Source organism: Roseicella sp. DB1501, from assembly GCF_013112485.1.
In the GTDB taxonomy this organism is placed as follows: Bacteria; Pseudomonadota; Alphaproteobacteria; order Acetobacterales; family Acetobacteraceae; genus Paracraurococcus.
Map to the genome: position 1 here is coordinate 49353 of NZ_JABFHG010000004.1, position 25325 is coordinate 74677.

General features: G+C 72.5%; 25 protein-coding genes. 11 read left to right on the forward strand and 14 right to left on the reverse strand.

Annotation, left to right across the window (positions count from 1 at the left end; genetic code table 11):
- The first annotated feature begins 205 nt into the window (after positions 1–205).
- Positions 206–1663, forward strand: coding sequence for a carboxylesterase (locus HJG45_RS09200; protein ID WP_254452408.1), 1458 nt, complete (start codon positions 206–208; stop codon positions 1661–1663).
- A gap of 19 nt (positions 1664–1682) precedes the next feature.
- Here HJG45_RS09200 and HJG45_RS09205 read toward each other — a convergent pair whose 3' ends face one another.
- Positions 1683–2912 (reverse strand): LLM class flavin-dependent oxidoreductase, encoded by a 1230-nt coding sequence (locus HJG45_RS09205; protein ID WP_171611838.1) that lies wholly within the window; start codon positions 2910–2912, stop codon positions 1683–1685.
- Between the two features lie 483 nt (positions 2913–3395).
- Here HJG45_RS09205 and HJG45_RS09210 point away from each other — a divergent pair, with 483 nt between their 5' ends.
- The 3 genes from HJG45_RS09210 (at position 3396) to HJG45_RS09220 (ending at position 7142) form a co-directional block, all read left to right on the forward strand.
- A complete protein-coding gene (locus HJG45_RS09210) occupies positions 3396–4079 on the forward strand; it encodes a 4Fe-4S dicluster domain-containing protein (protein ID WP_171611839.1) in 684 nt (227 codons plus the stop codon).
- Positions 4076–5707, forward strand: coding sequence for an FAD-binding protein (locus HJG45_RS09215; protein WP_171611840.1), 1632 nt, complete (start codon positions 4076–4078; stop codon positions 5705–5707). The genes HJG45_RS09210 and HJG45_RS09215 overlap by 4 nt, the downstream gene beginning before the upstream one ends.
- A gap of 199 nt (positions 5708–5906) precedes the next feature.
- Positions 5907–7142: an NADH-quinone oxidoreductase subunit F gene (locus HJG45_RS09220; RefSeq protein WP_171611841.1), complete on the forward strand. Its 1236-nt coding sequence runs from the start codon at positions 5907–5909 to the stop codon at positions 7140–7142.
- Positions 7143–7178: 36 nt separating this feature from the next.
- Here the strand turns inward: HJG45_RS09220 and gshB are convergent, their stop codons facing one another.
- The 5 genes from gshB to hisF all read right to left on the reverse strand — a co-directional run bounded on the left by gshB (position 7179) and on the right by hisF (position 11036).
- On the reverse strand, positions 7179–8126 hold the full coding sequence (gene gshB, locus HJG45_RS09225) for a glutathione synthase (RefSeq protein ID WP_171611842.1): 948 nt from the start codon (positions 8124–8126) through the stop codon (positions 7179–7181).
- A 183-nt stretch (positions 8127–8309) separates the two neighbouring features.
- Positions 8310–9161, reverse strand: a complete 852-nt coding sequence (locus HJG45_RS09230; RefSeq protein ID WP_171611843.1) for a SirB1 family protein — start codon at positions 9159–9161, stop codon at positions 8310–8312.
- A gap of 44 nt (positions 9162–9205) precedes the next feature.
- A complete protein-coding gene (locus HJG45_RS09235; RefSeq protein ID WP_171611844.1) occupies positions 9206–9592 on the reverse strand; it encodes a histidine triad nucleotide-binding protein in 387 nt (128 codons plus the stop codon).
- A 149-nt stretch (positions 9593–9741) separates the two neighbouring features.
- A complete protein-coding gene (locus HJG45_RS09240; RefSeq protein ID WP_171611845.1) occupies positions 9742–10263 on the reverse strand; it encodes a phosphoribosyl-ATP diphosphatase in 522 nt (173 codons plus the stop codon).
- A gap of 2 nt (positions 10264–10265) precedes the next feature.
- Positions 10266–11036: an imidazole glycerol phosphate synthase subunit HisF gene (gene hisF / locus HJG45_RS09245; RefSeq protein WP_171611846.1), complete on the reverse strand. Its 771-nt coding sequence runs from the start codon at positions 11034–11036 to the stop codon at positions 10266–10268.
- 390 nt (positions 11037–11426) lie between these two features.
- On the opposite strand from hisF, the gene HJG45_RS09250 reads away from it, so the two are divergent.
- Genes HJG45_RS09250 through HJG45_RS09265 form a run of 4 tightly spaced genes read left to right on the forward strand, consistent with a single transcriptional unit; the run spans position 11427 to position 15168 of the window.
- Positions 11427–12407, forward strand: a complete 981-nt coding sequence (locus tag HJG45_RS09250) for an aliphatic sulfonate ABC transporter substrate-binding protein (RefSeq protein ID WP_171611847.1) — start codon at positions 11427–11429, stop codon at positions 12405–12407.
- 12 nt (positions 12408–12419) lie between these two features.
- Entirely contained in the window at positions 12420–13568 is a 1149-nt protein-coding gene (ssuD, locus tag HJG45_RS09255; protein ID WP_171611848.1) for an FMNH2-dependent alkanesulfonate monooxygenase, read from the forward strand.
- Complete coding sequence (gene ssuC, locus HJG45_RS09260; RefSeq protein ID WP_171611849.1) at positions 13565–14398, forward strand: aliphatic sulfonate ABC transporter permease SsuC; 834 nt, start codon at positions 13565–13567, stop codon at positions 14396–14398. Before ssuD ends, ssuC begins: the two co-directional genes overlap by 4 nt.
- Entirely contained in the window at positions 14398–15168 is a 771-nt protein-coding gene (locus tag HJG45_RS09265) for an ATP-binding cassette domain-containing protein (RefSeq protein WP_171611850.1), read from the forward strand. The genes ssuC and HJG45_RS09265 overlap by 1 nt, the downstream gene beginning before the upstream one ends.
- A 29-nt stretch (positions 15169–15197) precedes the next feature.
- Here the strand turns inward: HJG45_RS09265 and hisA are convergent, their stop codons facing one another.
- The 6 genes from hisA to HJG45_RS09295 all read right to left on the reverse strand — a co-directional run bounded on the left by hisA (position 15198) and on the right by HJG45_RS09295 (position 20331).
- Positions 15198–15950: a 1-(5-phosphoribosyl)-5-[(5-phosphoribosylamino)methylideneamino]imidazole-4-carboxamide isomerase gene (hisA, locus tag HJG45_RS09270; RefSeq protein ID WP_171611851.1), complete on the reverse strand. Its 753-nt coding sequence runs from the start codon at positions 15948–15950 to the stop codon at positions 15198–15200.
- A gap of 49 nt (positions 15951–15999) precedes the next feature.
- The gene (locus HJG45_RS09275; protein ID WP_254452409.1) at positions 16000–16608 is read right to left on the reverse strand and encodes a GNAT family N-acetyltransferase; all 609 of its coding nucleotides are present in this window, start codon (positions 16606–16608) and stop codon (positions 16000–16002) included.
- On the reverse strand, positions 16605–17255 hold the full coding sequence (hisH, locus tag HJG45_RS09280) for an imidazole glycerol phosphate synthase subunit HisH (RefSeq protein WP_171612134.1): 651 nt from the start codon (positions 17253–17255) through the stop codon (positions 16605–16607). The genes HJG45_RS09275 and hisH overlap by 4 nt, the downstream gene beginning before the upstream one ends.
- A gap of 8 nt (positions 17256–17263) precedes the next feature.
- Positions 17264–17665: a DUF2628 domain-containing protein gene (locus HJG45_RS09285; protein WP_171611852.1), complete on the reverse strand. Its 402-nt coding sequence runs from the start codon at positions 17663–17665 to the stop codon at positions 17264–17266.
- On the reverse strand, positions 17665–18267 hold the full coding sequence (gene hisB / locus HJG45_RS09290) for an imidazoleglycerol-phosphate dehydratase HisB (protein WP_171611853.1): 603 nt from the start codon (positions 18265–18267) through the stop codon (positions 17665–17667). Before hisB ends, HJG45_RS09285 begins: the two co-directional genes overlap by 1 nt.
- An 81-nt stretch (positions 18268–18348) precedes the next feature.
- Positions 18349–20331 (reverse strand): AI-2E family transporter, encoded by a 1983-nt coding sequence (locus HJG45_RS09295; protein WP_171611854.1) that lies wholly within the window; start codon positions 20329–20331, stop codon positions 18349–18351.
- Between the two features lie 153 nt (positions 20332–20484).
- Between HJG45_RS09295 and HJG45_RS09300 the strand changes: the two genes are divergently transcribed.
- Both HJG45_RS09300 and HJG45_RS09305 read left to right on the forward strand, forming a co-directional pair.
- Positions 20485–20916 carry a cupin domain-containing protein gene (locus HJG45_RS09300; protein ID WP_171611855.1) on the forward strand — a complete coding sequence of 144 codons (432 nt, stop codon included), beginning with the start codon at positions 20485–20487 and terminating at the stop codon, positions 20914–20916.
- Between the two features lie 319 nt (positions 20917–21235).
- Entirely contained in the window at positions 21236–22450 is a 1215-nt protein-coding gene (locus HJG45_RS09305; protein ID WP_171611856.1) for an ABC transporter substrate-binding protein, read from the forward strand.
- A 60-nt stretch (positions 22451–22510) separates the two neighbouring features.
- On the opposite strand, the gene HJG45_RS09310 is transcribed toward HJG45_RS09305, so the two are convergent.
- A complete protein-coding gene (locus HJG45_RS09310; protein ID WP_217362883.1) occupies positions 22511–22957 on the reverse strand; it encodes an N-acetyltransferase in 447 nt (148 codons plus the stop codon).
- 76 nt (positions 22958–23033) lie between these two features.
- Here HJG45_RS09310 and HJG45_RS09315 point away from each other — a divergent pair, with 76 nt between their 5' ends.
- Positions 23034–23855 carry a polysaccharide deacetylase family protein gene (locus HJG45_RS09315; protein WP_217362884.1) on the forward strand — a complete coding sequence of 274 codons (822 nt, stop codon included), beginning with the start codon at positions 23034–23036 and terminating at the stop codon, positions 23853–23855.
- A gap of 20 nt (positions 23856–23875) precedes the next feature.
- Here the strand turns inward: HJG45_RS09315 and HJG45_RS09320 are convergent, their stop codons facing one another.
- Positions 23876–25237, reverse strand: a complete 1362-nt coding sequence (locus HJG45_RS09320; RefSeq protein WP_171611859.1) for an ABC transporter substrate-binding protein — start codon at positions 25235–25237, stop codon at positions 23876–23878.
- Between the last annotated feature and the right edge of the window lie 88 nt (positions 25238–25325).

Below are 25325 nucleotides of genomic sequence, written 5' to 3' on the forward strand. Positions count from 1 at the left end.
CCTCGTCCTGCCGCAGTGACGACAGCGACCTGGACCGCGTGGCCGTTTCGGTACAGTGAAGCTTTGAGGACGGCCGTGGGAGACCCGGCCGTCGCGGGCGAGAATCCGGGTCGCATCGAACCTTGGACCGGTCGATCCTCGCGCCATGCGACCACCACTCCTCTCCCGCCGGATCGGCCGGGCGAGATGTCCGGAGGCCAGGCCATTGAGGGGCGTCCCCACGAGACGGCTGCTGCGCCGGTGCCTGTTCGTGCTGCTCGGCATCGGCATCGGCCTGCTCGGCCTGCGCATCTGGCAGACCGAGACCGGCCCGGCGCTGCATGTCTGGCACCGCTTCGTGCCCGCCGACCTGCAGGCGGCGCGGATCGAGGGCATGGACTGGGACGGCTACCTCGCCGCCGAGGCGACGCTCTTCGAGAGCGTGCGGCGCGAGGTGACGGAGCAGCTCGAGCCCGAGGACCGCACGCCGCTCAACCGCTATTTCGAAGGCAGCCCGGTCTATCCTCCGCGCTTCCGGCAGGACTGGAACCGGTCCTACCTGCTCGAGCCGGAGGGGCCTCCGCGCGGCGCCGTGGTGATGCTGCACGGCCTGACCGATTCGCCCTACAGCCTGCGGCACCTGGCCCGGCTCTACCGCTCGCGCGGCTTCGTCGCGGTCGGCATCCGGCTGCCCGGCCATGGCACCGTGCCGGCCGGCCTGAGCGATGCGGTCTGGGAGGACTGGATGGCCGCCACGCATCTCGCGGTGCGCGAGGCGCGCCGGCGGGCGCCGGACGGGCCGCTGCATGTCGTCGGCTTCAGCAATGGCGGCGCGCTGGCGATGAAGCAGGCGATGGAGGCGCTGGACGATCCGCGGCTCGGCCGGCCGGATCGGGTCGTGCTGATCTCGCCGATGGTCGGGATCACGGAATTCGCCCGCTTCGCCGGGCTGGCCAGCCTGCCGGCGCTGTTGCCGACCTTCGCCAAGGCGGCGTGGCTCGGCATCGTCGCCGAGTTCAACCCCTTCAAGTACAACTCCTTCCCGGTGAACGGCGCCCGCCAGTCCTGGCGGCTGACGCGGGCGCTGCAGGCGCAGCTCGACCGCCGCGCGCGGGAGGGGCGGCTGGAGGGGCTGCCGCCGGTGCTCACCTTCCAGTCAGTGCTGGATTTCACCGTCAGCACGCCGGCGGTGGTCAACAGCCTCTACGATCTGCTGCCGGCGAATGGCAGCGAGCTGGTGCTGTTCGACATCAACCGCAACAGCATGCTCGGCATCCTGTTCCGCACCGCCTCCGAGGCGGCGCTCGGGCGTATCCTGCCGCCGGCCGTCCGGCGCTACCGCACTATCGCGGTGACGAATGCCGGCGAGGGCGAGGATGCCATGGTGGCGCGGGTGACCGAGCCCGGCGCCAGGGAAACGCGCGACCGGCCGCTGCGGGCGCGCTGGCCGGAGGGGGTCTATTCCCTCTCGCATGTCGCGCTGCCCTTCCCGCAGGGCGACTCGCTCTACGGCATGGCGCCCGATCCGGCTGACGAGGATTTCGGCGTGCATTTCGGCACCATCGCGCCGCGTGGCGAGCGCGGCGCGCTGCGGGTGCCGCTCGACGGGCTGATCCGCATGTCCTCGAACCCGTTCTTCGAGGAGATGGCGGAACGCATCGTGCAGGGCATCGAGGCGCGCTGAGCGCCCCGGCCCTGCTCCCTCACCCCCGCTGCTTGTCGAAATCCGGCAGGTTGCTGGCCGAGGCCGCCAGATACTGCGACCTGGTCGCCTTCAACGCCGCGGCGGCCGACTCGTTCTCGGTGATCTTGGCCATCACCGCCTCGCGGGCCCGGTCGAAATACTCGCGGTTGGCGGCGACGAATTCCCGCGACCGGCGCAGGCCGGCGAGATAGCCGTTGATCTCCGGCACCACGTAGCGGGCCACCATGTCCCAGCTGCGGAAGGTGTTCTCGGGGTTCGCCCAGTCATGCACGAAGCCGACCACCGTGCCGAAGCCGCCGCTGAGGGCCAGCACCTCCTTGATGCGGGCGATGAGGTCGTCCGGCGTGCCGATGGTGGCGACCGCGCCGGGCCCGTAGGCGGTCTTCTCAACCGCCTCGTCCGGATCCGTGAAGGGCTTGGCGCCCGGCCGCTGCAGCGTGCCGGTGATGTATTCGTTGTGGTGCCGCATCAGCCCATCGCGCGCCTCGGCCCGCGCCTTCTCGCGCGTCTCGGCGATGTGCCAGCTCAGCAGGACGCGCCAGTTCTTCCGATCGACCGTGGTGCCGTGCTTGCGCGCAGCCTGTTCGGCGAAGCCCCATTGCGTCGGCAGCGCGTTCAGCCCCTCGGTCGAGAGCGAGCCGATGGAGATGATGCCGATGCCGTGCTTGCCGGCGAGCGTCATGCCCGAGGGGCTGATCTGCGAGGCGACGGCGAAGGGCATCTCCTCCTGCAGCGGCAGCAGTTGCAGCGCCGCGTCGTTGAGCTGGAACCAGTCACCGCGGTAGGAGATGCGTTCGCCCTGGAACAGGCGCCGGATGATGCCGATCGCCTCGTCCTGCCGGTCGCGCAGCAGCATGGGGTCGATGCCGAGCGTATGCGCGTCGGAGGCCAGCGCGCCGGGGCCGGAGCCGAAGATCACCCGCCCGCCGGTCATGTGGTCGAGCTGCACCATGCGCTGCGCCACGTTGAAGGGGTGGTGGTAGGGGAGCGAGACAACGCCGGTCGCCAGCTTGATGCGCTTGGTCCGCTCGCCGGCCGCGGCGAGGAACATCTCCGGCGAGGCGATCATCTCCCAGCCGCTCGAATGGTGCTCACCGCACCAGAACTCGTCATAGCCGAGCCGGTCGAGATGCTCGACGAGATCGAGGTCCCGGCGGAATTGCAGCATCGGGTGCTCGCCGATGGGGTGATGGGGGGCGAGGAAGGCACCGAATCCGAGCCGGGGCATGGGGACGTCTCCTGGTCGCCGAAGGCGCGGCCAGGCCGGCTCCGTCGTACCGCAATGGGTGGGGCAGGGGCCGCCCGCATTCGATTATCGGTTTCGTCGGTGCGGCCGCCGGGAACGATAGGCGAGGCGTCGCGGGGCCGGCAAGCCGGCCCGGCCCATGGGCTTTGCAACCGGCGGACGACCGCGCCTCCCGTGCGGACTGTGCTCTGGCGCACAGCCGGCAGGCGGGAGGCTGGGCCATGCTGGCGGCATCCATTCCTTACACAACCTCGGGTCGGTGCCTCGGCATCGGCCCTTTTCTTTGTCCGGCTGCCGTGTCGGACGCCCCGCCTGGCCCGAGCGGCGGGAACGACCGGGTGAACGCCTGGACCCAGTGCCTCGTTGGTGCGGATGCGGCCCTGCCCCAAGATGGGCCCCAGGATGGAGCACGGCCCGCCGCCGCGTGGCACCCCCGGCGCTGGCCCGTAGCATGGCGAGGCGAGCATGGAAGGCGAGCCCGGTGACCAGCCCCTGCGGCTGGTCCTCGATGGATACGAGGTAGTGACCCGGCCGGGCATCTCCCTGCTGCAGGCCTGGATCGCGGCCGGCCTGCCGCTCACCGAGAATGTCGGCTGCCTGGGCCAGGGGGTCTGTGGCGCCTGCCGGGTGCTGGTGCGCCGGCCGGGCGAGCGCATTGCCGGCACCGCGCTGGCCTGCGAGGTGCCGGTGGAGGAGGGGATGCAGGTCGCCTTCATCGACCATTTCCCGGCCCGCCGGCCGCATGCCTACGACCTCGCCGCGCTCGGCGACAGCTGGTCCATCCCGGAGCAGATCGACCGCGTCTTTCCCGAGGCGAAGCATTGCCGCCATTGCAGCGGCTGCGACCGCGCCTGCCCGAAGGGCATCGAGGTGCAGCGGATGGTCAACCTGGCCGCCGAGGGCCAGGTCTTCGCCGCGGCCGAGCTCTTCGACCACTGCGTCATGTGCAATCTCTGCGTCGCCGCCTGCCCAGAGCATATCGACCCGGCGCATCTTGGCCAGTTCGCCCGCCGGATGGGCGCCGCCCTGACCCTGCGTCCCGCCGACCTGATGCGGCGGCTGCACGAGATCGAGCGTGGCGGCCAGGCGATCGACCCCGATGCGCCCGGGGCCGGACCAGGCAAGCCGCCGGGCGGGCCGCCGGCATGAGCGCCGAGCCTGTCGCCGGCATCCCCTTCGCCACCGCCCTGATGGCCTGGGCGGCGGCCGCACCGGCGCCCGAGCGCAGCTGCGACCTGCCGGTGCCGGAGCTGCTGCAGCGCTTCCACCCCGATCACCGCCCCGGCGGCATGGTCACGCTGCAGGCCGGGCCGAGCGCCGGCGCCGCCTGCCCGGCGGAGCTGGCCGGGCTGCTGCTCTCGGATTCCCTGCTCGACGATATCGACATCGCCGGCGCGCCGATCCTCGATGCCGATGTCCTGGTGCTCGGCGGCGGCGGCGCCGGCTGCGTGGCGGCGCTGACCGCGGCGCGGGCGGGGGCGCGGGTGCTGCTCGCCACCAAGCTGCGCATGGGCGACGGCAACACCGTCATGGCCGAGGGCGGCATCCAGGCCGCGATCGGCGCCGAGGACAGCCTGCAGCGGCATTTCGAGGACACGCTGCGGGCCGGGCATTTCGCCGCCGACAAGGCGCTGGTCGCGGCGCTGGCGGGCGACGGGCCGGACTGCATCCGCTGGCTGATCCGCGAGGGCATGGGCTTCGACCTCGGCGACGACCGGCAGCGCATGGGCGGCACGCTGCTGCGCAAGACGCCCGGCGGGGCGACGGCGGCGCGGCTGCTCTCCTACCGCGACTTCACCGGGCTCGAGATGATGCGGGCGCTGCGCGAGGCGGTGCTGCTCACCCCCGGCATCGCCGTGCTGGACCGGCATCCGGCGCTGGAGCTGCTGACCGACGACCGCGGCCGCTGCGGCGGCGCGGTGCTGCAGGATCTCGGCCAGGGGCGGCTGGTGCTGGTGCGGTCCGGCGCCACCCTGCTGGCGACGGGCGGGGCGGGGCGGCTGCACCTCGCGGGCTTCCCCACCTCCAACCATTACGGCGCCACGGCGGATGGGCTGGTGCTGGCCTATCGCGCCGGTGCCCGGCTCCGCGAGATGGACAGCTTCCAATTCCATCCGACCGGCATCGCCTGGCCGCCGCATTTGAAGGGGACGCTGGTCAGCGAGGCGGCCCGCTCCGCCGGGGCGCGGCTGGTCAATGGCCGAGGCGAGCGCTTCGTCGCCGAACTGGCGCCGCGCGACGTGGTTGCCTCGGCCATGCTGCGCGAGCTGGCGGAGGGGCGGGGCGTGGCGCATGACGGCGGGGCGGGCCTGTTCCTGGATACGCCGAGCCTGGAGCGCGAGCAGCCCGGCATCCTGGGCAAGCGGCTGCTGACCCTCTCGCATCTCGCGCATCGCGCCGGCTTCGACCCGGCGCGCGAGCCCTTCCTGGTGCGGCCGACGCTGCACTACCAGAATGGCGGCGTGGTCATCGACCCGGCGGGGCGCACCACCCTGCCGGGGCTGCTGGCGGCGGGGGAGGTGACGGGCGGGCTGCACGGCCGCAACCGCATGATGGGCAATGCCCTGCTGGAGCTGGTCGCCTTCGGCCGCCGCGCCGGCGCCGCCGCGGCCGCCGATGCCCGGGCCGAGCGGCCGCGCAACCTCGGTCTCAATCACCTCGCCGGCTGGCGGCGCGACCTGCTCGCCGCCGGGATCGACCTCGGCCGCAAGGGGCCGCTGCTCTTCCCGCCCTATGGCAACGTGACCGCCGAGGGCCTGCTGGGACATGCCGCGTGATACCTGGCGCACGACGTTCCGACCTGCGGCCCACAGGGCCGAGCGCCCGAACGGGCGCCGCGGGTCGCGCCGTAAGGCGGCGCGCCAAATGGCGCGTCATGCCGAAGACGTGCTGTTCGCACGACGCCGCGAAGCCAAGCCGCTGGAAGCGGTGCCCGGCGTTTGAGGGGCAGGAAGGTGAAACCTTCCTACGCTCGGTATGAGGGTGCTCACCGATCCGGCCTGCCGCACCGGCGCCGACCTCGCGGCCTGGCTGGCAGGGGGCGGCGGCGAGGGCCTCGCCCGCGCTCTGGCGGATCCCGCCGGCATCGTCCCGACCCTGGAGCGGGCCGGGCTGCGTGGCCTCGGCGGCGCCGGCTTCCCGACCCACCGCAAATGGGCGACCGTCGCCGCCCAGCCCGCCCCCGAGCGCTGGGTCCTCTGCAACGGCAATGAGGACGAGCCCGGCACCTTCAAGGACCGCTTCCTGCTGGCGGAGACGCCGCATCAGGTGATCGAGGGCGCCCTGATCGCCGCCCTCGCGGTGCACGCGTCGCAGCTCGTGCTCTACGTCAACCCGCGCGAGGCCGCGGCAGTGGCGGCCTGCCGCGCCGCGCTGGCGGCCTGGGAGGCGCATCCGCTGGCCGCCGCGGTCACGGCCGCGACCGGCCAGGCGCTCGCGCTCCGCGTGGTGGAAAGCTCGGGCCTCTATATCGGCGGCGAGGAGAGCGGCGCCGTCGCCAGCGTCGAGGGCGGCTTCCCCTTCCCGCGCCTGAAGCCGCCCTTCCCGGCGGAGCAGGGCGTGCATGGCGCCCCGACGCTGGTGAACAATGTCGAGACCCTGGCGCATGTGCCGCACATCCTGCGGCATGGGGCGGACTGGTATCGCGGCCTCGGCCTGGGCGAGGCGGTGGGCACCAAGCTCTATTCCCTCTCGGGCGACGTGCTGCGGCCGGGGCTGCACGAGCTGCCCATGGGCACCAGCCTGCGCGAGCTGGTCTTCGTCCATGGCGGCGGCATGCTGGCGGGGCGGCCCTTCAAGGCGGTCTTCACCGGCGGCCCCTCGAACACCCTGCTGATGGCGGCCGATCTCGACGTGGCGCTCGACTTCGACAGCCTGCGGGCGCGCGGCTCGCGCCTCGGCACCGGGGCGATGATCGTGGTCGGGGAGGGGACCAGCATCCTGCGCAAGACGGCGGAATACGTCTCCTTCTTCGCCAACAACTCCTGCGGCCAGTGCCCGCCCTGCAAGATCGGCACGCATCAGGTGGCGCGCATCCTGGAGCGGCTGGACACCGGCGCCGGCCGGCCCGGCGACCTGGCGGCGCTGGCCAACCTCTCCCACATGCTGCCCGGCAGCGGTCGTTGCGGGCTGGTGGACGGCGCGGCGACGGTGCTGGCGAGCTCGCTCGCCACCTTCCGCGCCGAATACGAGGCGGCGCTGCCGCGGGAGTGAGGAAAGCCCTCAGCCCGGATACGGCCCGGCGGCCGGTCAGCCGCCCCGCCGCTTCGCCTCGATAGCGTCCCAGATCGCCTTTTCCAGATGCACGCCGTCGAAGCGGGCGATCTCCTGCAGCCCGGTGGGGGAGGTGACGTTGATCTCGGTCAGGTAGCCGCCGATCACGTCGATGCCGACGAAGATCATGCCGCGCCGCTTCAGCTCCGGCCCGATCCGGGCGCAGATCTCCTGCTCACGCTCGGTCAGCGTGGTCCGTTCCGGCCGACCGCCGACATGCATGTTGCTGCGCGCCTCGCCCTCGGCGGGCACGCGGTTGATGGCGCCCAGCGCGACGCCGTCCACCAGGATGATGCGCTTGTCGCCCTGGCGGACGGCGGGGACGTATTTCTGGATCACCAGCGGCTCGCGCGAGCGCTCGGTGAACATCTCGACCAGGCTGTTGAGGTTGGAATCGCCCGGCTTCAGGTGGAAGACGCCGGCGCCGCCATTGCCGAAGAGCGGCTTGATGATGATGTCGCCGTGCTTCTCCCGGAATTTCATGATCTGGCCGCGATCGGCGGTGACCAGCGTCTCCGGCATCAGCTCGGGGAAATGCGTGACGTAGAGCTTCTCCGGCGCGTTGCGCACGCTGGCCGGGTCGTTCACCACCAGCGTCTTCGGGTGGATGTGCTCGAGGATATGGGTGGCCGTGATGTAGGCCATGTCGAAGGGCGGGTCCTGGCGCATCAGCACCACATCCATGCCGCCGAGGTCGATCTCCTCGCGCGGGCCGAAGGACCAGTGCGCCCCATGCTTCCGCTCGACCGTCACCGGCTCGCCGAGCGCCGTCACCCGCCCGCCATGCAGGGCGAGGTTGCGGACATGGTAGTGCCAGAGCCGGTGGCCGCGTGCCTGCGCCTCCAGCATCAGGGCGAAGGTGCTGTCGGCATTGATGTCGATGCTCTCGATCGGGTCCATCTGGACCGCGACGCGCAGGGCCATGGCTGTCTCCCTTCCCGGGGCAGGTGTCTCGGCCGACTGTGTTGGCAGAGAGGGCGGCCGGGCGCCAGGGGGTAGAGAGAGGGAGGGACCGGCGCTCATACCAGCGGCATGAATGCTCCATTCATGCCGAGCGCCCGGCGTCTGAGGGGGCCGTTGATGGGTCACCATCAACGGCCATCCGTATCAGTTCAGCCGGTGCCGCAGCTCCTCCACCACGTTGCGGATGCGCCGCGCCGTCTCGCCCTCCGGCTCGATCTCGAGCGAGCGGTCGAGGCAGCCGAGCGCCGCGCCGATCCGGTCCAGCCGCTGGTTCATCAGCCCCGCCTCGCGCCAGAGCAGGGCGGCATCGGGGGCGAGGCGCAGCATGTCCTCGGTGCAGGCGAGCGCCCCGGTCAGGTCGCCGGCGCGCAGCCGGCGCAACTTGATGTTGTTCTGCAGCCGCAGCAGCACCGAGCGCTTGTCCATGCCGCGCAGCAGGCCGGGCCGCAGCTCCGCCCGCTCGCCCTCGATCCGCTTGATCAGCGCCCGAAGCTCCGGCGCCGCCAGGCCGGTGCCGCCGGCGAAGACATCGACCAGCGCCTGGCCGCGCCCGCCCTCGACCGCCAGCAGGAAATGCCCCGGGAAATCGACGCCATGCGCCGCCCAGCCCGCCGCCTCGGCGGCGTGCAGCCAGAGGATGCCGAGCGCGACGGGCAGGCCGCGCCGGCGCTCGGTCACCCGGATGAGGTTGGCATTGGCCGGATCGTCGTAGCGCTCGGTGTCGCCGGCATAGCCGAAGCGGCCGTGGATGACGGCGGCCAGCGCCTCCCGCCGGCGGTCGGCATCCCCGGCATCGGCCTCGGGGTCGGCCAGGGCGGCGGCGACGGCGGCCTGGGCGAGTTCCGTCAGCCCGGCGGCGGCGGCGCGCCAATCAGCCTCCGGCGCGTCAATGCGGGCGAATTGCAGCGCGACCGCGGCGAGGTCGATCTCGGCATCGGGCAGCTGGCCGGCGGCGGTGAGGGCGGCGCGTGCCTCCTCCTGGGGGCTGGTGGCCATGGCCAGACTCTCCTTGGCTCAGGCGGCCCGCGAAGGCCGTGCGTTCAGGTCGGCACCGCCGGGACCATGCGGCCGAGCCGCCGGCCGCCGAAGATGTGGACGTGGAAATGCGGCACCTCCTGTCCCGCATCGGCGCCCATGTTGGAGAGGAGGCGGTAGCCGCTCTCCTCCAGGCCGAGCTCCCGTGCGACCCGGGTGACCAAACGCCAGAAACCGGCGATGGTCTCCGCCGGCGCCTCGGCATGGAAATCGGCGGCGCTGACCCAGCGGCCCTTCGGGATCACCAGCGCATGCAGCGGCGCCTGCGGCGCGATGTCGTGGAAGGCGAGGGCGTGCTCATCCTCGGCGATCTTCTTGCAGGGAATCTCCCCGCGCAGGATGCGGGCGAAGATATTGGCGTCGTCATAGGGCGGCTTGCCGGTGACCGACATGGCGGGCGTCCCCTCGCTGCGTTCCTCCGGTCGTCATGGCCGCGCCCGCCCGCGGCATCAAGCCCCCCATCAGGCTCACGCAGCCAGCCCTCCCTGCCAGACCTCCTGCCGGCCCTCCCTGCCAGCCCGCCGGGCGGCCGGCTCGGCGCTCAGGGCAGCTTGGTGGTCCGCGCCGCGCGCGCGATGCCCTTCGGGCGCGAGGCCTTCTCGACGATGCCGCTGATGCCCTCGCGCCGGCGCAGCTCGGCCCAGACCTCCTCCGGCCGGATGCCGGCATCCACCCAGACCACCAGCAGGTGGTAGAGCAGGTCGGCGCTCTCCAGGATGGTCTCGCCGCGCTGGCCGATGGTGGCGGCGATGACGCATTCCACCGCCTCCTCGCCGAGCTTTTGGACCACTTTCGGGGTGCCGCGGGCGAGCAGCCGCGCGGAGTGGCTATGCGCCACGTCGCCGGCCAGCCGCCGTGCCTCCACCGTCCGCCAGAGATCGTCGAGCACACCGGCATCGCCGCCCGCCACCCGGACATCGAGCGGCCGGAGATGCCGCGCCTCAGCCTTCCGCACCGCCTTCGGCGGCTTCTTCGCCTTGGCCGGCACGCCGGCGGGCACGGGCAGCCCGGGCTGCTTCTTCGCCGGCTTTTGCTTGGTGGCCTTCTCGACGCTCTTCCCCATGCTCAGGCGGCCTCCGCAAGGGGGCGCACCGGCAGGCCTGCCGCGGCCAGGGCCGCCTTGGCATCCGCGATGCGGAACTCCCCGTAATGGAACACGCTGGCGGCCAGCAGCCCGCTGGCGCCGGCCTCCGCTCCCTCCACGAAATGCTGCACCGTGCCGACGCCGCCGGAGGCGATGATCGGCACCCGGACATGGCGGCGGATCGCCCGCAGCAGCTCGAGATCGAAGCCCGATTTGGTGCCGTCCCGGTCCATGGAGGTCACCAGCAGCTCGCCCGCCCCGGCCTCGGCCATGCGCCGCGCCCAGCCCACCGCCTCGATGCCAGTGCCCTTGCGGCCGCCATGGGTGAAGACCTCCCAGCGGCCCTCGGCCACCCGTCGGGCATCGACGGCGACGACGATTGCCTGGCTGCCGAAGGCCTCGGCGGCGCGGCTGACGAGCGCCGGCTCGGCCACTGCGGCACTGTTGATGCTCGTCTTGTCGGCCCCAGCCCGCAGCAGGCGGCGCACATCCTCGACCGAGCGGACGCCGCCGCCGACAGTCAGCGGAATGAAGACCTCGGCCGCGGTGCGGGAGACCACGTCGTAGATCGTGTCGCGGTTCTCATGCGTCGCGCCGATGTCGAGGAAGGTGATCTCGTCCGCCCCCTCCCGGTCATAGGCGCGGGCCTGCTCCACCGGGTCGCCGGCATCGCGGAGAGAGACGAAATTCACCCCCTTCACGACCCGGCCGTCCTTCACGTCGAGACAGGGAATGACGCGGAGTGCGAGCACGGGAGCCACCTTCGGCGTGAGGATGCGCCGCGGCGGCGCGGGCTGCTGCGCTTGCGTCGGAACGCGGCCCGGGTCAAGCGCGGATCGGCTGGCACCTTTTGTCCCGCCAGATCGGGGTTTTCTGCTTATTTCACGAATCACATTGGTCAGATCCTTGACGAAGCACGCTGACGAGGGGTTAATAGTGTGACGGCCGGCCCATCCTGCGCCGGCACCGCGGGATTTGATCCATGCAGCTTGCACCGCGTCACCAAGAGCTAAAGCGCCGTTCCGTCTCCGGCGGGGCCGCGTCTCCCTGGAGAGCCTGTCGGCGCTGAGCGCCCCCGGCCTCCCGCCGCCTTTCGCCTTTCGCCCGCTCGGCGCGCCCCAGCGCGCCCGGAGACCCCAGCCATGCCCATCCTCCAGGCCGCGCGGCGCCGCGCCCTGCTCGCCGCCGCCCTCGGCGCCCCCCTGCTCGCAGCCCGTGCCGGCCGGGCGCAGAGTCAGCTCCCCCAGGGCCAGCCCAGCGAATTCCGCATCGGCTTCCAGAAATCCGGCCCCCTGCTCGTCGCCAGGCAGAACGGCGACTTCGAGCGCGCCTTCGCCCCGCTCGGTATCGCGGTGAACTGGCTGGAATTCACCTATGGCCCGCCGCTGCTCGAGGCGCTGAACGTCGGCAGCATCGATTTCGGCGCCGTCGGCGACGCCCCGCCCATCTTCGCCCAGGCGGCGCGGGCGAAGCTGCTCTACGTGGCGGCGACGCCGAGCCGCGGCGCCAGCCAAGCCATCCTGGTGCCGCAGGACAGCCCGCTCCGCTCGGTGGCGGAGCTGAAGGGCAGGCGCCTCGCCTTCGCCCGCGGCTCCTCCGCCCACAGCCTCGCGGTCGGCGCGGTGGAGAAGGCCGGGCTCGCCTGGTCCGACATCAGCCCGGTCGAGCTGCCGCCCGCCGATGCCGGCGCCGCCTTCGCCCGCGGCAATATCGACGCCTGGAGCATCTGGGACCCCTTCTTCGCCCTGACCGAGCTCCAGCGGAACGCCCGGGTGCTGGTCGCCGGCGACGCGGTGGAGCCGCAGAGCAGCTACTTCCTGGCCAATCGCGGCTTCACCGAGGCGCATCCCCGGCTGGTCGCGCAGGCGGTGACGGTGCTGGCGGGCGTCGGCGCCTGGTCGGACGCGCATCGCGAGGAGGTGGCGCGCCTCGGCGCCGAGGCGACGGGCCTGCCGATCGAGGCCATGCGCCGGGCGGCGGCCCGCGCCGCCTTCGAGGTGGCGCCGCTCTCCGAAGCCGTCATCGCGCAGCAGCAGCGCGTCGCCGACCGCTTCCACCGGCTGAAGCTCATCCCCCGCGCCGTCACCGTGCGCGACATCGTCTGGCAGCCGCCGGCCGCCTGAGGGTCCATGATCATGAGCAACGACACCCCCCCGCTCGACCTGTTCTGGTTCGTGCCGACTTCGGGCGACGGCCGCTATCTCGGCACCAGCGAGGGCGCCCGGCCGCAGGATTTCGGCTATCTGCGCGAGGTGGCGGTGGCCGCCGACCGGCTTGGCTTCGGCGGCGTGCTGCTGCCGACCGGCAACCAGTGCGAGGATCCCTGGATCACCGGCGCCGCCATCGCGCCCTGGACGCAGCGGCTGAAATTCCTGCTGGCGCTGCGGCCCGGCGTGCAGACCCCGGCGCAATGGGCGCGCCAGGCCGCCGCCTTCGACCGCATCACCAACGGCCGGCTGCTGCTGAACATCGTCACCGGCGCCGATCCGAAGGAGCTGGCCGGCGACGGCATCTTCCTCTCCCATGCCGAGCGCTACGCCCAGACCGAGGAATTCCTGACCATCTTCCGCGGCCTCTTCACCGCGGAGGGGATCGACTTCGAGGGGCGCTACCTCGCCTCGCGCGGCGGCCGGCAGCATTTCCCGCCGGTGCAGACGCCGCACCCGCCGCTCTGGTTCGGCGGCTCCTCCGAGGCGGGGATCGAGGTCGCGGCGCGGCATGTCGAGACCTACCTCACCTGGGGCGAGCCGCCGGCGCTGGTGGCGGCGAAGCTGGAGGCGGCGCGCGCCCGCGCCGCGGCGCATGGCCGCAGCCTGCGCTTCGGCCTGCGCGTCCACCTGATCGTGCGGGAGACCGATGCCGAGGCCTGGGCGGAGGCCGAGCGGCTCATCTCGCGGCTGGACGACGCGACCATCGCCGCGGTGCAGAAGCGCCGCGCCGAGGGCAATGAGAGCGTCGGGCAGCGGCGGCAGTCCGAGCTGCATGGCGGCCGGCGCGACCGGCTGGAAGTCTCGCCCAACCTCTGGGCTGGCATCGGCCTGGTGCGCGCGGGCGTCGGCACCGCGCTCGTCGGCAGCCCGGAGACGGTGGCAGCGCGGCTGCGGGAGTATCAGGCGCTCGGCATCTCCACCATCATCGCCTCGGGCTATCCGCATCTCGAAGAGGCCTACCGGGTGGCGGAGCTGCTCTTCCCGCGGCTTGGCCTCGGCGGGGCGGCGCGGCCGCAGGTGGCGGCGCGGGACTTCGTGACCACCGGCGGCGGCTACGGGACGCTGGCGGCATGAGCGGGGCGGTCCTGCCGCAGGCGGGGCTGGCGGCGCCTGCCGCCCGCCGCGCCGGCTTGGCCTGGCGCGGCCTCGGCCGCTCGGCCCTGCCCTGGCTGCTGCCGGCGCTGCTGCTGCTGGCCTGGCAGGCCGGCAGCATGGCCGGCTGGATCGAGGAGGAGGTGCTGCCCGCGCCTTCCGCCGTCCTCGCCGCCGGCTGGGACCTGGCGCAGTCGGGCGAGCTGCTGCGCAACATCGAGGTCAGCGCCTGGCGCGCCCTCGCCGGCTTCGCCATCGGCGGCGGGCTCGGCCTCGGCTTCGGGGTCCTCACCGGCCTGTCGCGCCTGGGCGAGCGGTTGCTCGATTCCAGCGTGCAGATGCTGCGCAACATCCCGCACCTGGCGCTGATCCCGCTGGTGATCCTGTGGTTCGGCATCGACGAGGCGGCGAAGCTCTTCCTCGTCGCGCTGGGCAGCTTCTTCCCGGTCTATGTCAACACCATGCATGGCGTGCGCTCGGTCGACCCGCAATTGGTCGAGATGGGCCGGGCCTATGGCATGGACGCGCCGAGGCTGTTCCGCCGCATCGTGCTGCCGGGCGCCCTGCCCTCGATCTTCGTCGGGCTGCGCTACGGGCTCGGCATCATGTGGCTGACGCTGATCGTGGCCGAGACGATCGCGGCGAATTCCGGCATCGGCTACATGGCGATGCACGCCCGCGAGTTCATGCTGGTGGATGTCGTGGTCTTCTCGATCCTGGTCTACGCCCTGCTCGGCAAGCTGGCGGACAGCCTGGCGCGGCTGCTGGAGCGGCTCTGCCTCTCCTGGAACCCGGCCTATCGGAGCGCGTGATGGACGGCATGGTGCAGGCGCCGGCGCGCGCCGGCGCGGCCGCGGTCGGCATCCGCGGGCTGCGCAAGGATTTCGGCGGTCCCTCGGTGTTGCAGGGCATCGATCTCGACATCCCGGCGGGGCAGTTCCTCGCGGTGGTGGGGCGCAGCGGCTGCGGCAAGTCGACGCTGCTCCGTCTCATCGCCGGGCTGGACCGGCCGAGCGCCGGCACGCTCGCCCTGCAGGCGGGACCGGAGCGACTCGCCCCCGAAGCGGCGGTGCGGCTGATGTTCCAGGAGCCGCGGCTGCTGCCCTGGTCGAGCATCCGGGGCAATGTCGAGGTCGGGCTGGCGCGCGACACCCCGGCGGCGCTGCGGGAGGCGCGGGCGCAGGCGGCGCTCGCCGAGGTCGGGCTCGCCGACCGGGCGGCGGAATGGCCCTCCGTGCTCTCGGGCGGGCAGAAGCAGCGCGTGGCGCTGGCCCGCGCCCTGGTCAGCCGGCCGCGCCTGCTGGTGCTCGACGAGCCGCTCGGCGCCCTCGACGCGCTGACGCGGATCGGCATGCAGGCCCTGGTCGAGGAGGTCTGGCGGGCCGAGGGCTTCACCGCGGTGTTGGTCACGCATGACGTCGGCGAGGCCGTGGCGCTGGCCGACCGGGTGATCCTGCTGGAGCGGGGGCGGGTGGCGATGGACCTGGCCATCGACCTGCCGCGGCCGCGGCGGCGCGGCGATGCCGCCCTCGCGGGTTTCGAGGCGCGTATCCTCGAGCGCCTGCTCGCCGGCGAGCGGTAGAGGGCGGCGGGCGCCGGACGCCTCGGCGTTCAGGGGCGGGGCGGCGTTCGCCCCGCCGCCAGGGCCAGCGCCGCGGCTGGATCGACGCGGCCGTCATAGAGCGCCCGGCCGATGATCACGCCCTCGATCCCCTCGCCCGCGAGGCCAGCCAGCGCGGCGAGATCGTCGAGCGAGGCGACGCCGCCCGAGGCGATGACCGGCAGCCGCACCGCGCGGGCCATGGCGAGCGTCGCCTCCAGGTTCACGCCGCCGAGCATGCCGTCGCGCTCGATATCGGTGTAGATGATGGCCGCCGCCCCGGCATCCTCGAAGCGCTTGCCGAGATCGGTGGCGAGGACGGTGCTCACCTCGGCCCAGCCCTCAGTCGCCACCATGCCGTTGCGGGCATCGATGCCGACCGCGACGCGGCCGGGCCAGGCCTTGCAGGCGGCCAGCGCGAAATCCGGGTCCTTCACCGCCGCCGAGCCGAGGATGACGCGACGCAGTCCGCGCCCGAGCCAGGCCTCGACCGTCGCCATGCTGCGGATGCCGCCGCCGAGCTGCACCGGGATTTCCGGGATCGCGGCGAGGATGGCTTCGACCGCCGCCGAGTTGGCCGGCCGTCCGGCGAAGGCGCCGTCGAGATCGACCACGTGCAGCCAGGGGAAGCCGAGCGCCGCGAAATGCCGCGCCTGGGCGGCCGGGTCGGCGGAATAGACCGTAGCCTGGGCCATGTCGCCGCGCTTGAGGCGGACGACCTGGCCGCCCTTGAGGTCGATGGCGGGATAGAGGGTGAGTGACATGCGAGGCCTGTCCTGGTTCCGGCCCGGGCGGGGGTGCCGGGAGGAGGGGCTAGCGCCCCATCACCTTCCCGGTGCTGCGGCCCCGGCCCGGCTCGAGCAGCTTGTAGTAGAAGTGGCCCGCGACCGTCCGCCCGTTCACCCGGGCATAGGCGGGATGGGTTCCCCAGCGCTCGTAGCCCAGCGTCTCGAACAGCGAGATGGCGGTGGTCTGAGTCTCGCGCACGTCGAGGTTCACGACGCGGTGGCCGAGCGAGGCGGCGCGCTCCTCGACCCGGCGGATCATCAGCCGCGCCAGGCCGTGGCCGCGGGCATAGGGCGCGATATAGGCATGGGTCAGCGTCGCCCCGAAGGCCTGCGCCTCGTTGTTCCGCGGCGGCCGGACGAGCTGGGCGCTGCCGACCACCACGCCGTCGAGCCGGGCGATGAACAGCTCGCGCTCCGGCACTAGCATGACGCCGCGGAAATGCCGTTGCAGCGCCACCCGGCCCTGCGGCTCGATCCAGCCGAAGCCGCCGCCCTCGATGATGGCGGCGTCGGTCGCCTCGCAGAGCTCGGCCATGTCGTGGTCGTCAAGCTCCGTCACCCGCTCGACCGAGAGTTCGGGCTGGTGCGGCATGCTCGGCTCGACCAGGCCAATCGGCACCTTCGGTGCGCTCATGGGGTCCACCGAAGGAAATTGGCGAGGATGCGCAGGCCCACCGCGGCGCTCTTCTCCACATGGAATTGCGTACCGGCGATATTGCCGCGACCGACGATGGCGACGACCGGGCCGCCGTAATCGGTGGTGGCCAGCACCTCGCCGGCATCATAGTCGCTCAGGGCGTAGGAATGAACGAAATACGCGTGCTCGCCTGGGTGAATTCCCGCAAGCAATGGATGCCCATCCGCCGGGAATGCGAGGGTGTTCCAGCCCATCTGCGGCAGGGGCAGCGCGGCCCCGTCCGGGCCCCTGGGCGCCATCGGCGCCATCTCGCCGCGGATCCAGCCGAGGCCGGGCGTCGTCCCGTGCTCAAGCCCGCGCTCGGCCATGATCTGCATGCCGACGCAGATGCCGAGCAGCGGCGTGCCCTCGGCGACGCGGCGTTCCAGCACCTCGACCATGCCGGGCAACGCGGACAGGCCGCGCATGCAGGCGGCGAAGGCGCCCTGGCCGGGCAGGATCAGCCGGTCGGCCGCAGCGGCTTCCGCCGCGTCGCGGGTCACCGCGGCCTCGACGGCGATGCCCGCATCGGCGGCGGCGCGGCCGAGCGCGCGCAGCACCGAGGCGAGGTTGCCCGAGCCCGGATCGACCACGGCGACCCGCATCGCACCGCTCATGCCGCCACTGTCCGTAATAGCTCGGGCCGCGTCTCGAAGAGGCGGGCGACCGCCAGCTCCTCCGCCGGGGCGGCGACGACATGCGCCAGGCGCCAGCCGCGCCGGCCGAGCGCCGCGCGCCGCAGATCCTCCGCCTCGGCGCCGAGCAGGAATTGCAGGGCAAGCAGCACCGGCAGCCGATAGGTGGCGGGCAGCAGGATGGCGGTCAGCAGGACCAGCCCGATCCAGGCGCCCGTCTCCAGCCAGAGCCGGTGCCGCAGCAACCAGATCGGGCCGAAGAGCAAGGCACCCCAGGAAAACCCCTCCCGCACCAGGATGGGGTCGCGCGGCAGGGACGCGGGAGCACCATGCGCGGCGCCCCCGCCACTGCGCGGCAGGTGGACGGTCCAGATGCGCATCAGGCTTCCAGGACCCCTTTCGTCGAGGGAACCGTGTCAGGCGAGCGCGGGTCCGTCTCCACCGCCATGCGAAGGCTCCGGGCCAGCGCCTTGAAGCAGGCCTCAGCGACATGGTGCGCGTTGGTACCGGCCTTCAAGGTCAGATGCAGGGTGATGCCGGCATTGAAGGCGAGGGCGCGGAAGAACTCCTCGAACAGCTCGGTGTCCATCTCGCCCACCTTGTCGCGGGCGAAGGGCACCGACCAGGCAAGGAAGGGCCGGCCGGAGATGTCGATCGCCGCCTCGGCCAGCGCCTCGTCCATCGGCAGCAGGGACTGGCCGTAACGCCGGATCCCGCGCTTGTCGCCGAGCGCGCGTTTCAGCGCCTGTCCCAGCACGATGCCGACATCCTCCGTCGTGTGGTGGAAGTCGATATGGAGGTCGCCCTTGGCCTCGACCGAAAGGTCGAAGAGCGCATGGCGGCCGAGCGCGGTGAGCATGTGGTCGAGGAAACCGATGCCGGTCGCCGCCCGCACCTGGCCCGTCCCGTCGAGGGAGAGGGTGACGCGGATCTCGGTCTCGGCCGTGGTCCGGGTGATGCTGGCGGTGCGAGGGGTGGTCATTCGCGACCTCCTACGCCAGGGGGCGGGGGGGTCGCAACCGCCCCGCTCGCTGGCATGGGAAAGGCGGGCCGCCCGACCGGCTCAGGCCGGTGCGGGCGCCATGCCGAGGGCGGGCGGCTCCGGCCGCGGCGCCGGCTCGGTCAGCATGGGCACCGGCGCGGCCGCCGCCTGCTCGGCCGCCAGATCGGTCGCCTCGACCAGGTTCGCCGCCAGCAAGAGCGGCGCCGACTGGCCCTCGGCGCGCAGCGCCGCGGCGATGGGCGCGGCCATGGGGCCGGCCTGGGTGTCGTCCTCGGACGTCGTCCAGGCGAGGGCGAGGGCCGGGATGCCGGGCAGCCGCCGGCGGGCCCGGCGCAGCAGGTAGCGCGCCGTCGCGGTGCTGCTGCCGCCTTCGATGAGGCAGAGGCAGAGCAGCTTCGGCGGGGTGGCGGGGCTGGCGGCCATGCCGCCGACCTGCACGCCGAAGCCGCGCCGCTGCAGCGCCTGGGCGAGCATCATCGCCGCCAGCCCGTCGAAGGGGCCGCGACCCGGCAGGCAGAGCACCGAGCCCGGTACCTGCCAGGCGGCCGGCAGCGGCGCCGCCGCCTCGCCATCCTCCGCCTCGGGATCCTCGGCCTCCTCCAGATCCTCGATCAGCTGCTCGACGCTGGCCTGCAGCGCCTCGCGCCGCTCGGGCGAGAGCGCGCCATGCACCGCATCGGCCTGGGCGAGGCGCAGCGCCGGCAGGGCGATGGCGTCGAGATAGGCGGCGAAGGACTTCTCCTTCAGGCAGCGCTCGGCCTGCTCGGCCAGTGCATCGGCGTCGCCGGCGAGGGCACGCTGGTAGAAGGTCTCCTCCGGGTCCAGCGGCGGGCTGTCGCCGAGCATCACCTCGAGGAATTCCAGCCGGTCGACATGCCGCCCGAGCACCACCAGGCAAACGGTGAGCGGCACCGCCAGCAGCAGGCCGATCGGGCCCCAGAGCCAGGTCCAGAAGGTCGCCGCGGCGATGACCGCGATGGGCGACAGGCCGGTGGAATGGCCGAAGACCAGCGGCTCGAAGACCTGGCCCATCGCCGCCTCGCCGAGGGCGAAGAGCACCAGCACCCAGACCAGCGTCCCCCAGCCGGGATCGACGGCGAGGGCGAGCAGCGCCGGGAAGCCGGCGGCGATGAAGCTGCCGATGAAGGGCACGAAGCGCATCAGCCCGGCGACGAAGCCCCAGAGCAGCGGGTTGGGGATACCGACCAGCCAGAGCACGCCGGTCATCACCAGGCCGAAGCCGAAATTCATGCCTGTCTGGGCCAGGAAGTAGCGGGAGAGCCGGTAGGCGGCATCGTCCATCGCCGCCATGGTGCGGTGCAGGTCGCGGGCGCCGGCCAGGCGGATCAGCCGGTCGCGCAGGTCCTCCCGGTAGAGCAGGATGAAGATCACCAGGATGGCGACGATGCCGGCCGTCGCCAGCGGGCCCAGCAGCGGCTCCGCGACCCGCTGCAGCATCTCGAAGGCGGTCGGGTCAGGGTTGTGGATCTCGACCGGGATGGGCCGGTTCGTTGGCTGACTCGGCAGCGCCTCGGGCTGGGCGAGGGGCGGGCTCGCGGGCGGCTTGTCGCGGGCGCCGGCGCTGCGCCCCATCTCCTGCAGCGTGCTGACCACCCGGTCGATCAGCCCGCCCGAGGCCTGCAGCCGGCCGAGCTTCTCGGTGATGGCGGTCTGATAGGTCGGCAGGTTCTCGGCGAGCGAGGTCGCCTGCCGCCCGACCAGGCCGAACATCGAGAGGATCACCGCGCCGGCCAGGACCACCGCGACCAGGACCGAGGCCGGGCGCGGCAGGTGCAGCCGCCGAAGCCCGCGCGTCACCGGCGCGAGGACGAAGGAGAGCAGCATGGCGAGGACGAGCGGGATCAGCAGCTCCCGCCCGAAATACAGGATCGCGATCACCAGGATCGCGCCCTGCAGGACATGCAGGGCGGAGCCGGGCACGCCGGCGGCGGCGACGCCCCGGTGCTGCGGGACGGCGGAGGGGCGCGGGGGTGGCGTGTCGGGCATGCCGCTATTGGTGACCTCGGGCCGGGGATCGGCCACCCCGGCGCAACGCGGCGTTGCCGAGTCCGTTGCGCGGTGGTGTCGGTCGGGCCAAAGGAAGGAGGGGGACCGCGCCTGATTGTGCCTTGCCGCCGGCCTGCCGGGGTGTAGCCTGCGCCTTACGGTTCGGAGAGACCGCAAGGAGGACGGACCATGGATGGCAGCATCGCGGGCGCGCGCGCCGACGGAAAGACCGACATCAAGCTCACTGTCTCGAACAAGGCCGACCAGCCCTTCGTGAAGGGACGGCGGAAATTCTTCCGCTACCGCGACCTCGGCATGCAGGCGGCGACCGGCGGCAAGCTGCGGGCGCAGGTGATGGAAGCGATCACCGGCATGACCGAGCCGACGGGCTGGCACACCCACCAGTGCGAGGCGCAGTTCATCTACATCCTGAAGGGCTGGGTCGAGCTGGAATTCGAGGACGGCACCCGCACGCGCAGCGGCCAGGGCGATGCCGTGCTCATCCCCGGCGGCATGAAGCACAACGAGATCGCCACCTCGGACGATGTCGAGATCCTCGAGCTCTCGATCCCGGGCGACATGGCGACCAAGCCCTGCGATCCGCCGGAAGGCCGCGGCTGAGGCAGGACCGCCGGCGAACGGGACAGGCTCGCCATCGGCGCGGCCGCGCCGGCCGTGCCGCATGAGCAGGTCATACCAATGGCATGAATGATCCATTCATGCCGAGCGCCCGATCGGGCGCCGTCGGTCGCGCCCTTTGGCGCGCCTGGCGGCGCGGCGTGGCGTAGCCAAGCTGCCGGAGGCAGCGCCGGCGATTGAAGGGGCCGTTGATGTGTCAACATCAACGGCCGTTGGTAGGGGCGTCCGGGCGCATCCGGGCCGGGGCGCCGCGCGGCGGCTGCGATGCCCCGGCATGTCGAGCCGCCGGGAGGGAACCACGATGAACCTCGACCGACGCGCGCTGCTGGGCGGCGCCGGCTTCGGCGTGCTGCCGCAGCTGGCCCGGGCCCAGGCGAGGCAGACCATCCGGCTTGGCGTCATCACCGATATGAGCGGCGCCTTCGCCGACCTCTCCGGCCCGAATGCCGTGCTCGCGGTGCGCCAGGCGGTGCAGGATGCGGCATCGCTCGGCCTGAAGGTCGAGGTCGTCGCCGCCGACCACCAGAACAAGCCCGACATCGCGGTGAACATCGCCCGGCAGTGGTTCGACCGGGAGGGCGTGGACGCGCTGGTCGACGTGCCCGCCTCCTCCGCCGCTCTCGCGGTGAATGCGGTGGTGCGGGAGAAGAACAAGGCCTTTCTCGCCTCCGCCCCGGGCACCTCGGAACTCACCGGTGCGCAGTGCAGCCCGAACACGGTGCAATGGACCTACGACACCTGGATGCTCGCCAATTCCACCGCGCGGGCGGTGGTGCGCGAGGGCGGCGATAGCTGGTTCTTCGTCACCGCCGACTATGCCTTCGGCCATTCCATGGAGGTCGAGGGCGGCAAGATCATCGGTGCCGAGGGCGGCAAGGTGATCGGCAATGCCCGCTTCCCCTTCCCCGGGACCACCGACTTCTCCGCCTTCCTGCTGCGCGCCCAGGCGAGCAAGGCGAAGGTGATCGGCCTCGCCTTCGGCGGCACCGACATGGCGAATGCGGTGAAGCAGGCGACCGAGTTCGGCCTGCAGAAGCGCGGGCAGCGGCTCGCCGCCCTCATCCTCTTCATCTCCGAGGTGCATTCCATGGGCCTCGAGACGGCGAAGGGCCTGGTCTGCTCGACGAGCTACTACTGGGACACCAATGACCGCACGCGGGCGCTGACGCAGCGGATGAAGCAGAATTTCGGCGCGCCGCCCGCCACCATGGTGCAGGCCGGCTGCTACGGCGTGGTGCTGCACTACCTGAAGGCGGTGGCCGATCTGGGCGTGGCGGCGGCCAAGGCGGACGGCGCCGCGACGGTGGCCCGCATGAGGGCGATGCCGACCGATGACGACGCCTTCGGCCCAGGCGGCATCCGCGCCGATGGGCGCAAGCTGCACCCGGCCTATCTGGTGGAGGTGAAATCGCCGGCCGAGAGCCGCGGCCCCTGGGACTACTACAAGGTGCTGCGCACCGTCCCGGCCGACCAGGCCTTCCGGCCGATGGCCGAAGGTGGCTGCCCGCTGGTGTGATGCCGCCGGACCGGCCGCCTGACCGGTCCGAGGCCCCTAACGAGGCCCGCCGCACCGCGCTCAACCCGCGGCGAGGCGCTTGCGCAGGAACCAGCGCGTCTGCCCCGCCGGATAGTCCTCCAGCGCGCCGAACACTGCATAGCCGAGCGTTTCGTAGAAGTCGCGGGCCTGGAAGCTGTCGAGCCAGGCGGAATGGCAGCCGGCCGAGGCCGCGTGCCGTTCCGCCGCCGCCATCAGCGCCCGCCCGGCGCCGAGGCCGCGCCGCGCCGGATCGACCCAGACCGCCTCGACGAAGAGCCAGCCCCAGGACAGCACGCCGATGAAGCCGCCGACCAGCTCGCCCGCCGCATCCTCGAGGCGCAGCCCGAAGCGGTCCGCCCGGTGCGGCACGGTCTCGGCATGGAAGGCGTTGATCCGCTGCCCCAGCTCGGCCCGGAAGCCGGCGGGCGGGGCCGGGTCGAACACCATGCGGATGCCTTCCGGCAGTGCCGCCTCATCTCCGGCCATCGGTCCCCCCTTCGACGCAGGGCGTGGAGGATGCTACGGCGGACCCGCCCTGCCCAAGCCCGGAGCCTTGCGGATCGTGTGCCGTCACTGCCTCTCCCCCCGTGCCGGCCTGCCGCGCCGCGCCCTGCTCGCCGGGCTGCTGCCGGCGCTGCTCCCGGCCGCCGGCCTCGCCTGCCCGGCGGATGCGCTGCTCGAGCCCTCGCTGCGGCTCGCCCTGCCGGCGACGGCGCCGCGCGGCGTGGCGCTGACCCTCGATGCCTGCGATGGTCGGACGGATATGCGCATCCTCGAGACGCTGCTGCGGCTCGAGGTGCCGGCGACCGTCTTCGCCACCGCCCGCTGGGTGCAGGGCAATGCCGCGGCGCTGGCCCTGCTGCGGGCGCATCCGGCGCTGTTCAGCCTGCAGAACCACGGCGCCCGCCACCTGCCGGCGGTGCTCGGGCCCGGCCGGGTCTATGGGCTGGCGCCGGCCGGCACGCTGGCGGCGGTGCAGGCGGAGGTGGCGGGCGGCGCGGCGGCGCTGGTCGAGGCCGGGCTGCCGCCGCCGCGCTGGTATCGCGGCGCGACCGCGCTCTACAGCCCGGAGGCGGTGACGCTGATCGAGGCGATGGGCCAGCGGGTCGCCGGCTTCTCGCTCAATGCCGATGAGGGCGCCTCGCTGCCGGCCGCCGCGGTGGCGCGGCGGATCGGCGCGGCGCGCGGCAACGAGGTCATCATCGCGCATCTCAACCATCCCGAGCGGCCGAGCGGGGCCGGGGTCGCAGCGGGCGTCGCGGCGCTGCGGGCGGCGGGGATGGGCTTCGTCCGGCTCGACGCGGCGCCGGTGGCGGCGGAGGAATGCCGGTCGCGCCACCGGCCGCAATTCCTCGCCGCGATGCGGCACCGGCCGGGCGCCTGAGAGCGCCCGAACGGTCCGGCTCAGCCGCCGAGGACGAAGTTCTTCAGCTCACCCTCGGCCCAGGCCAGGGCGTCGTCGAGCTTCTGGCCGCCCTGCGCCACACGGGCGATCATCTTGGTGTTGATCGCCTGGGTATAGGCCTGCACCGCCGCATCGGCCGGCGCCGGGGCGAAGGCCACGCTGTACTGGCCGTGCTGGTGCGGCTTGTCGGGGTAGTTGAACTCGAAGCCGGTGGTCGGCCCCTCCGTCGCCCAGACCTTGAAGTCGGTCATGCTCTGGAAGGGCGGCAGGTCGTAGCCGGAGGTGGCGGTGGTCTGCCGCTCGGCGCTCGTGCGCTCGGAGAGGAATTCCAGCAGCGACTTGGCCGCCGTCTTGTTCTTCGAGAAGCTCCAGATGCCCCAGAAATACGGCAGGTAGGGCGTGAAGCGGCCCTCCGGCCCGGCCGGCATGGGCGCGTACCACATCTTCTCGGCGACGGATGGGTTGTCGCGCCGGGCCACCGCCCAGGCGGAGGGCGGGTTGAAGGCGAGCGCCGTCTTGCCGCCGATCAGCGCCCGGTTGTTCGAGGCATCGTCCCAGGCCCAGACATCGCGCGGCAGGTATTGCGCGAGCCGGATGGCGTATTCCGCCGCCTGCTTCACCTTGTCGTTGCCGCGCAGGGTGACCTTGCCCTCGGCATCCATCATGCTCGCGCCGAAGCTGCGGAACAGCGCCCCCACCCAGTCCACCGCATCCGAATACTGGCCCATCGGCAGGGCGAAGGGATAATCGGCGGCGTGGCACTTCTGCGCCGCGGTGAGGAAGGTGTCCCAGGTCCAGGTGTCGGCGCCCGGGCCCTGCCTGGCCTCGGCCGGCCACATGGCGCGGATATCGATGCCGGCATGCTTCTCGAACAGGTCGTAGCGGATGCAGGGTGGCTTGGCCTGGGTGCCGGCGATGGCGGGCACGGCGCGCCAGGCGCCCTCGCGCTTGGCGAGATAGGCGGCGGCCGGGGCGATCTCGCCATATTTCTGCGTCAGCCGGCCGACGACATCGTCCACCGGCTCCAGCAGCCGGGCATGCGAGGAGGGCTCCCAGGTCGGGAAGGAGAGGATGTCGTGGCCGCTGCGGGACTGCGCCTGCGCCGCGATGGTCAGCAGGATCTGGTTGCCGACCGAGGTGATGAAGTCGACCTGCACCTCGACCCGGTTCTTCGCGCCCCATTCCTTGCAGAGCGTCTGCAAGCTTTCATTCCCCGCCGGCACCCAATGGTCCCAGAAGCCGCAGCGCAGCACGCCCGCCGAGCCCTGGCCGTGGACATGAAACAGGGGCAGCGCGGCCCCGGCCATGCCGGTGAGGCCCGTGCGCAGCGCCGCGCGCCGCGTCATCCCGTATCGCGTCATGAACGTGTCTCCCCGCCGGCGGCGTGCGGCCGCCATGCGGGTCGGACTTTAATGCCAAAGGCCCGCATGCGTGACCGCATTTGGGCCC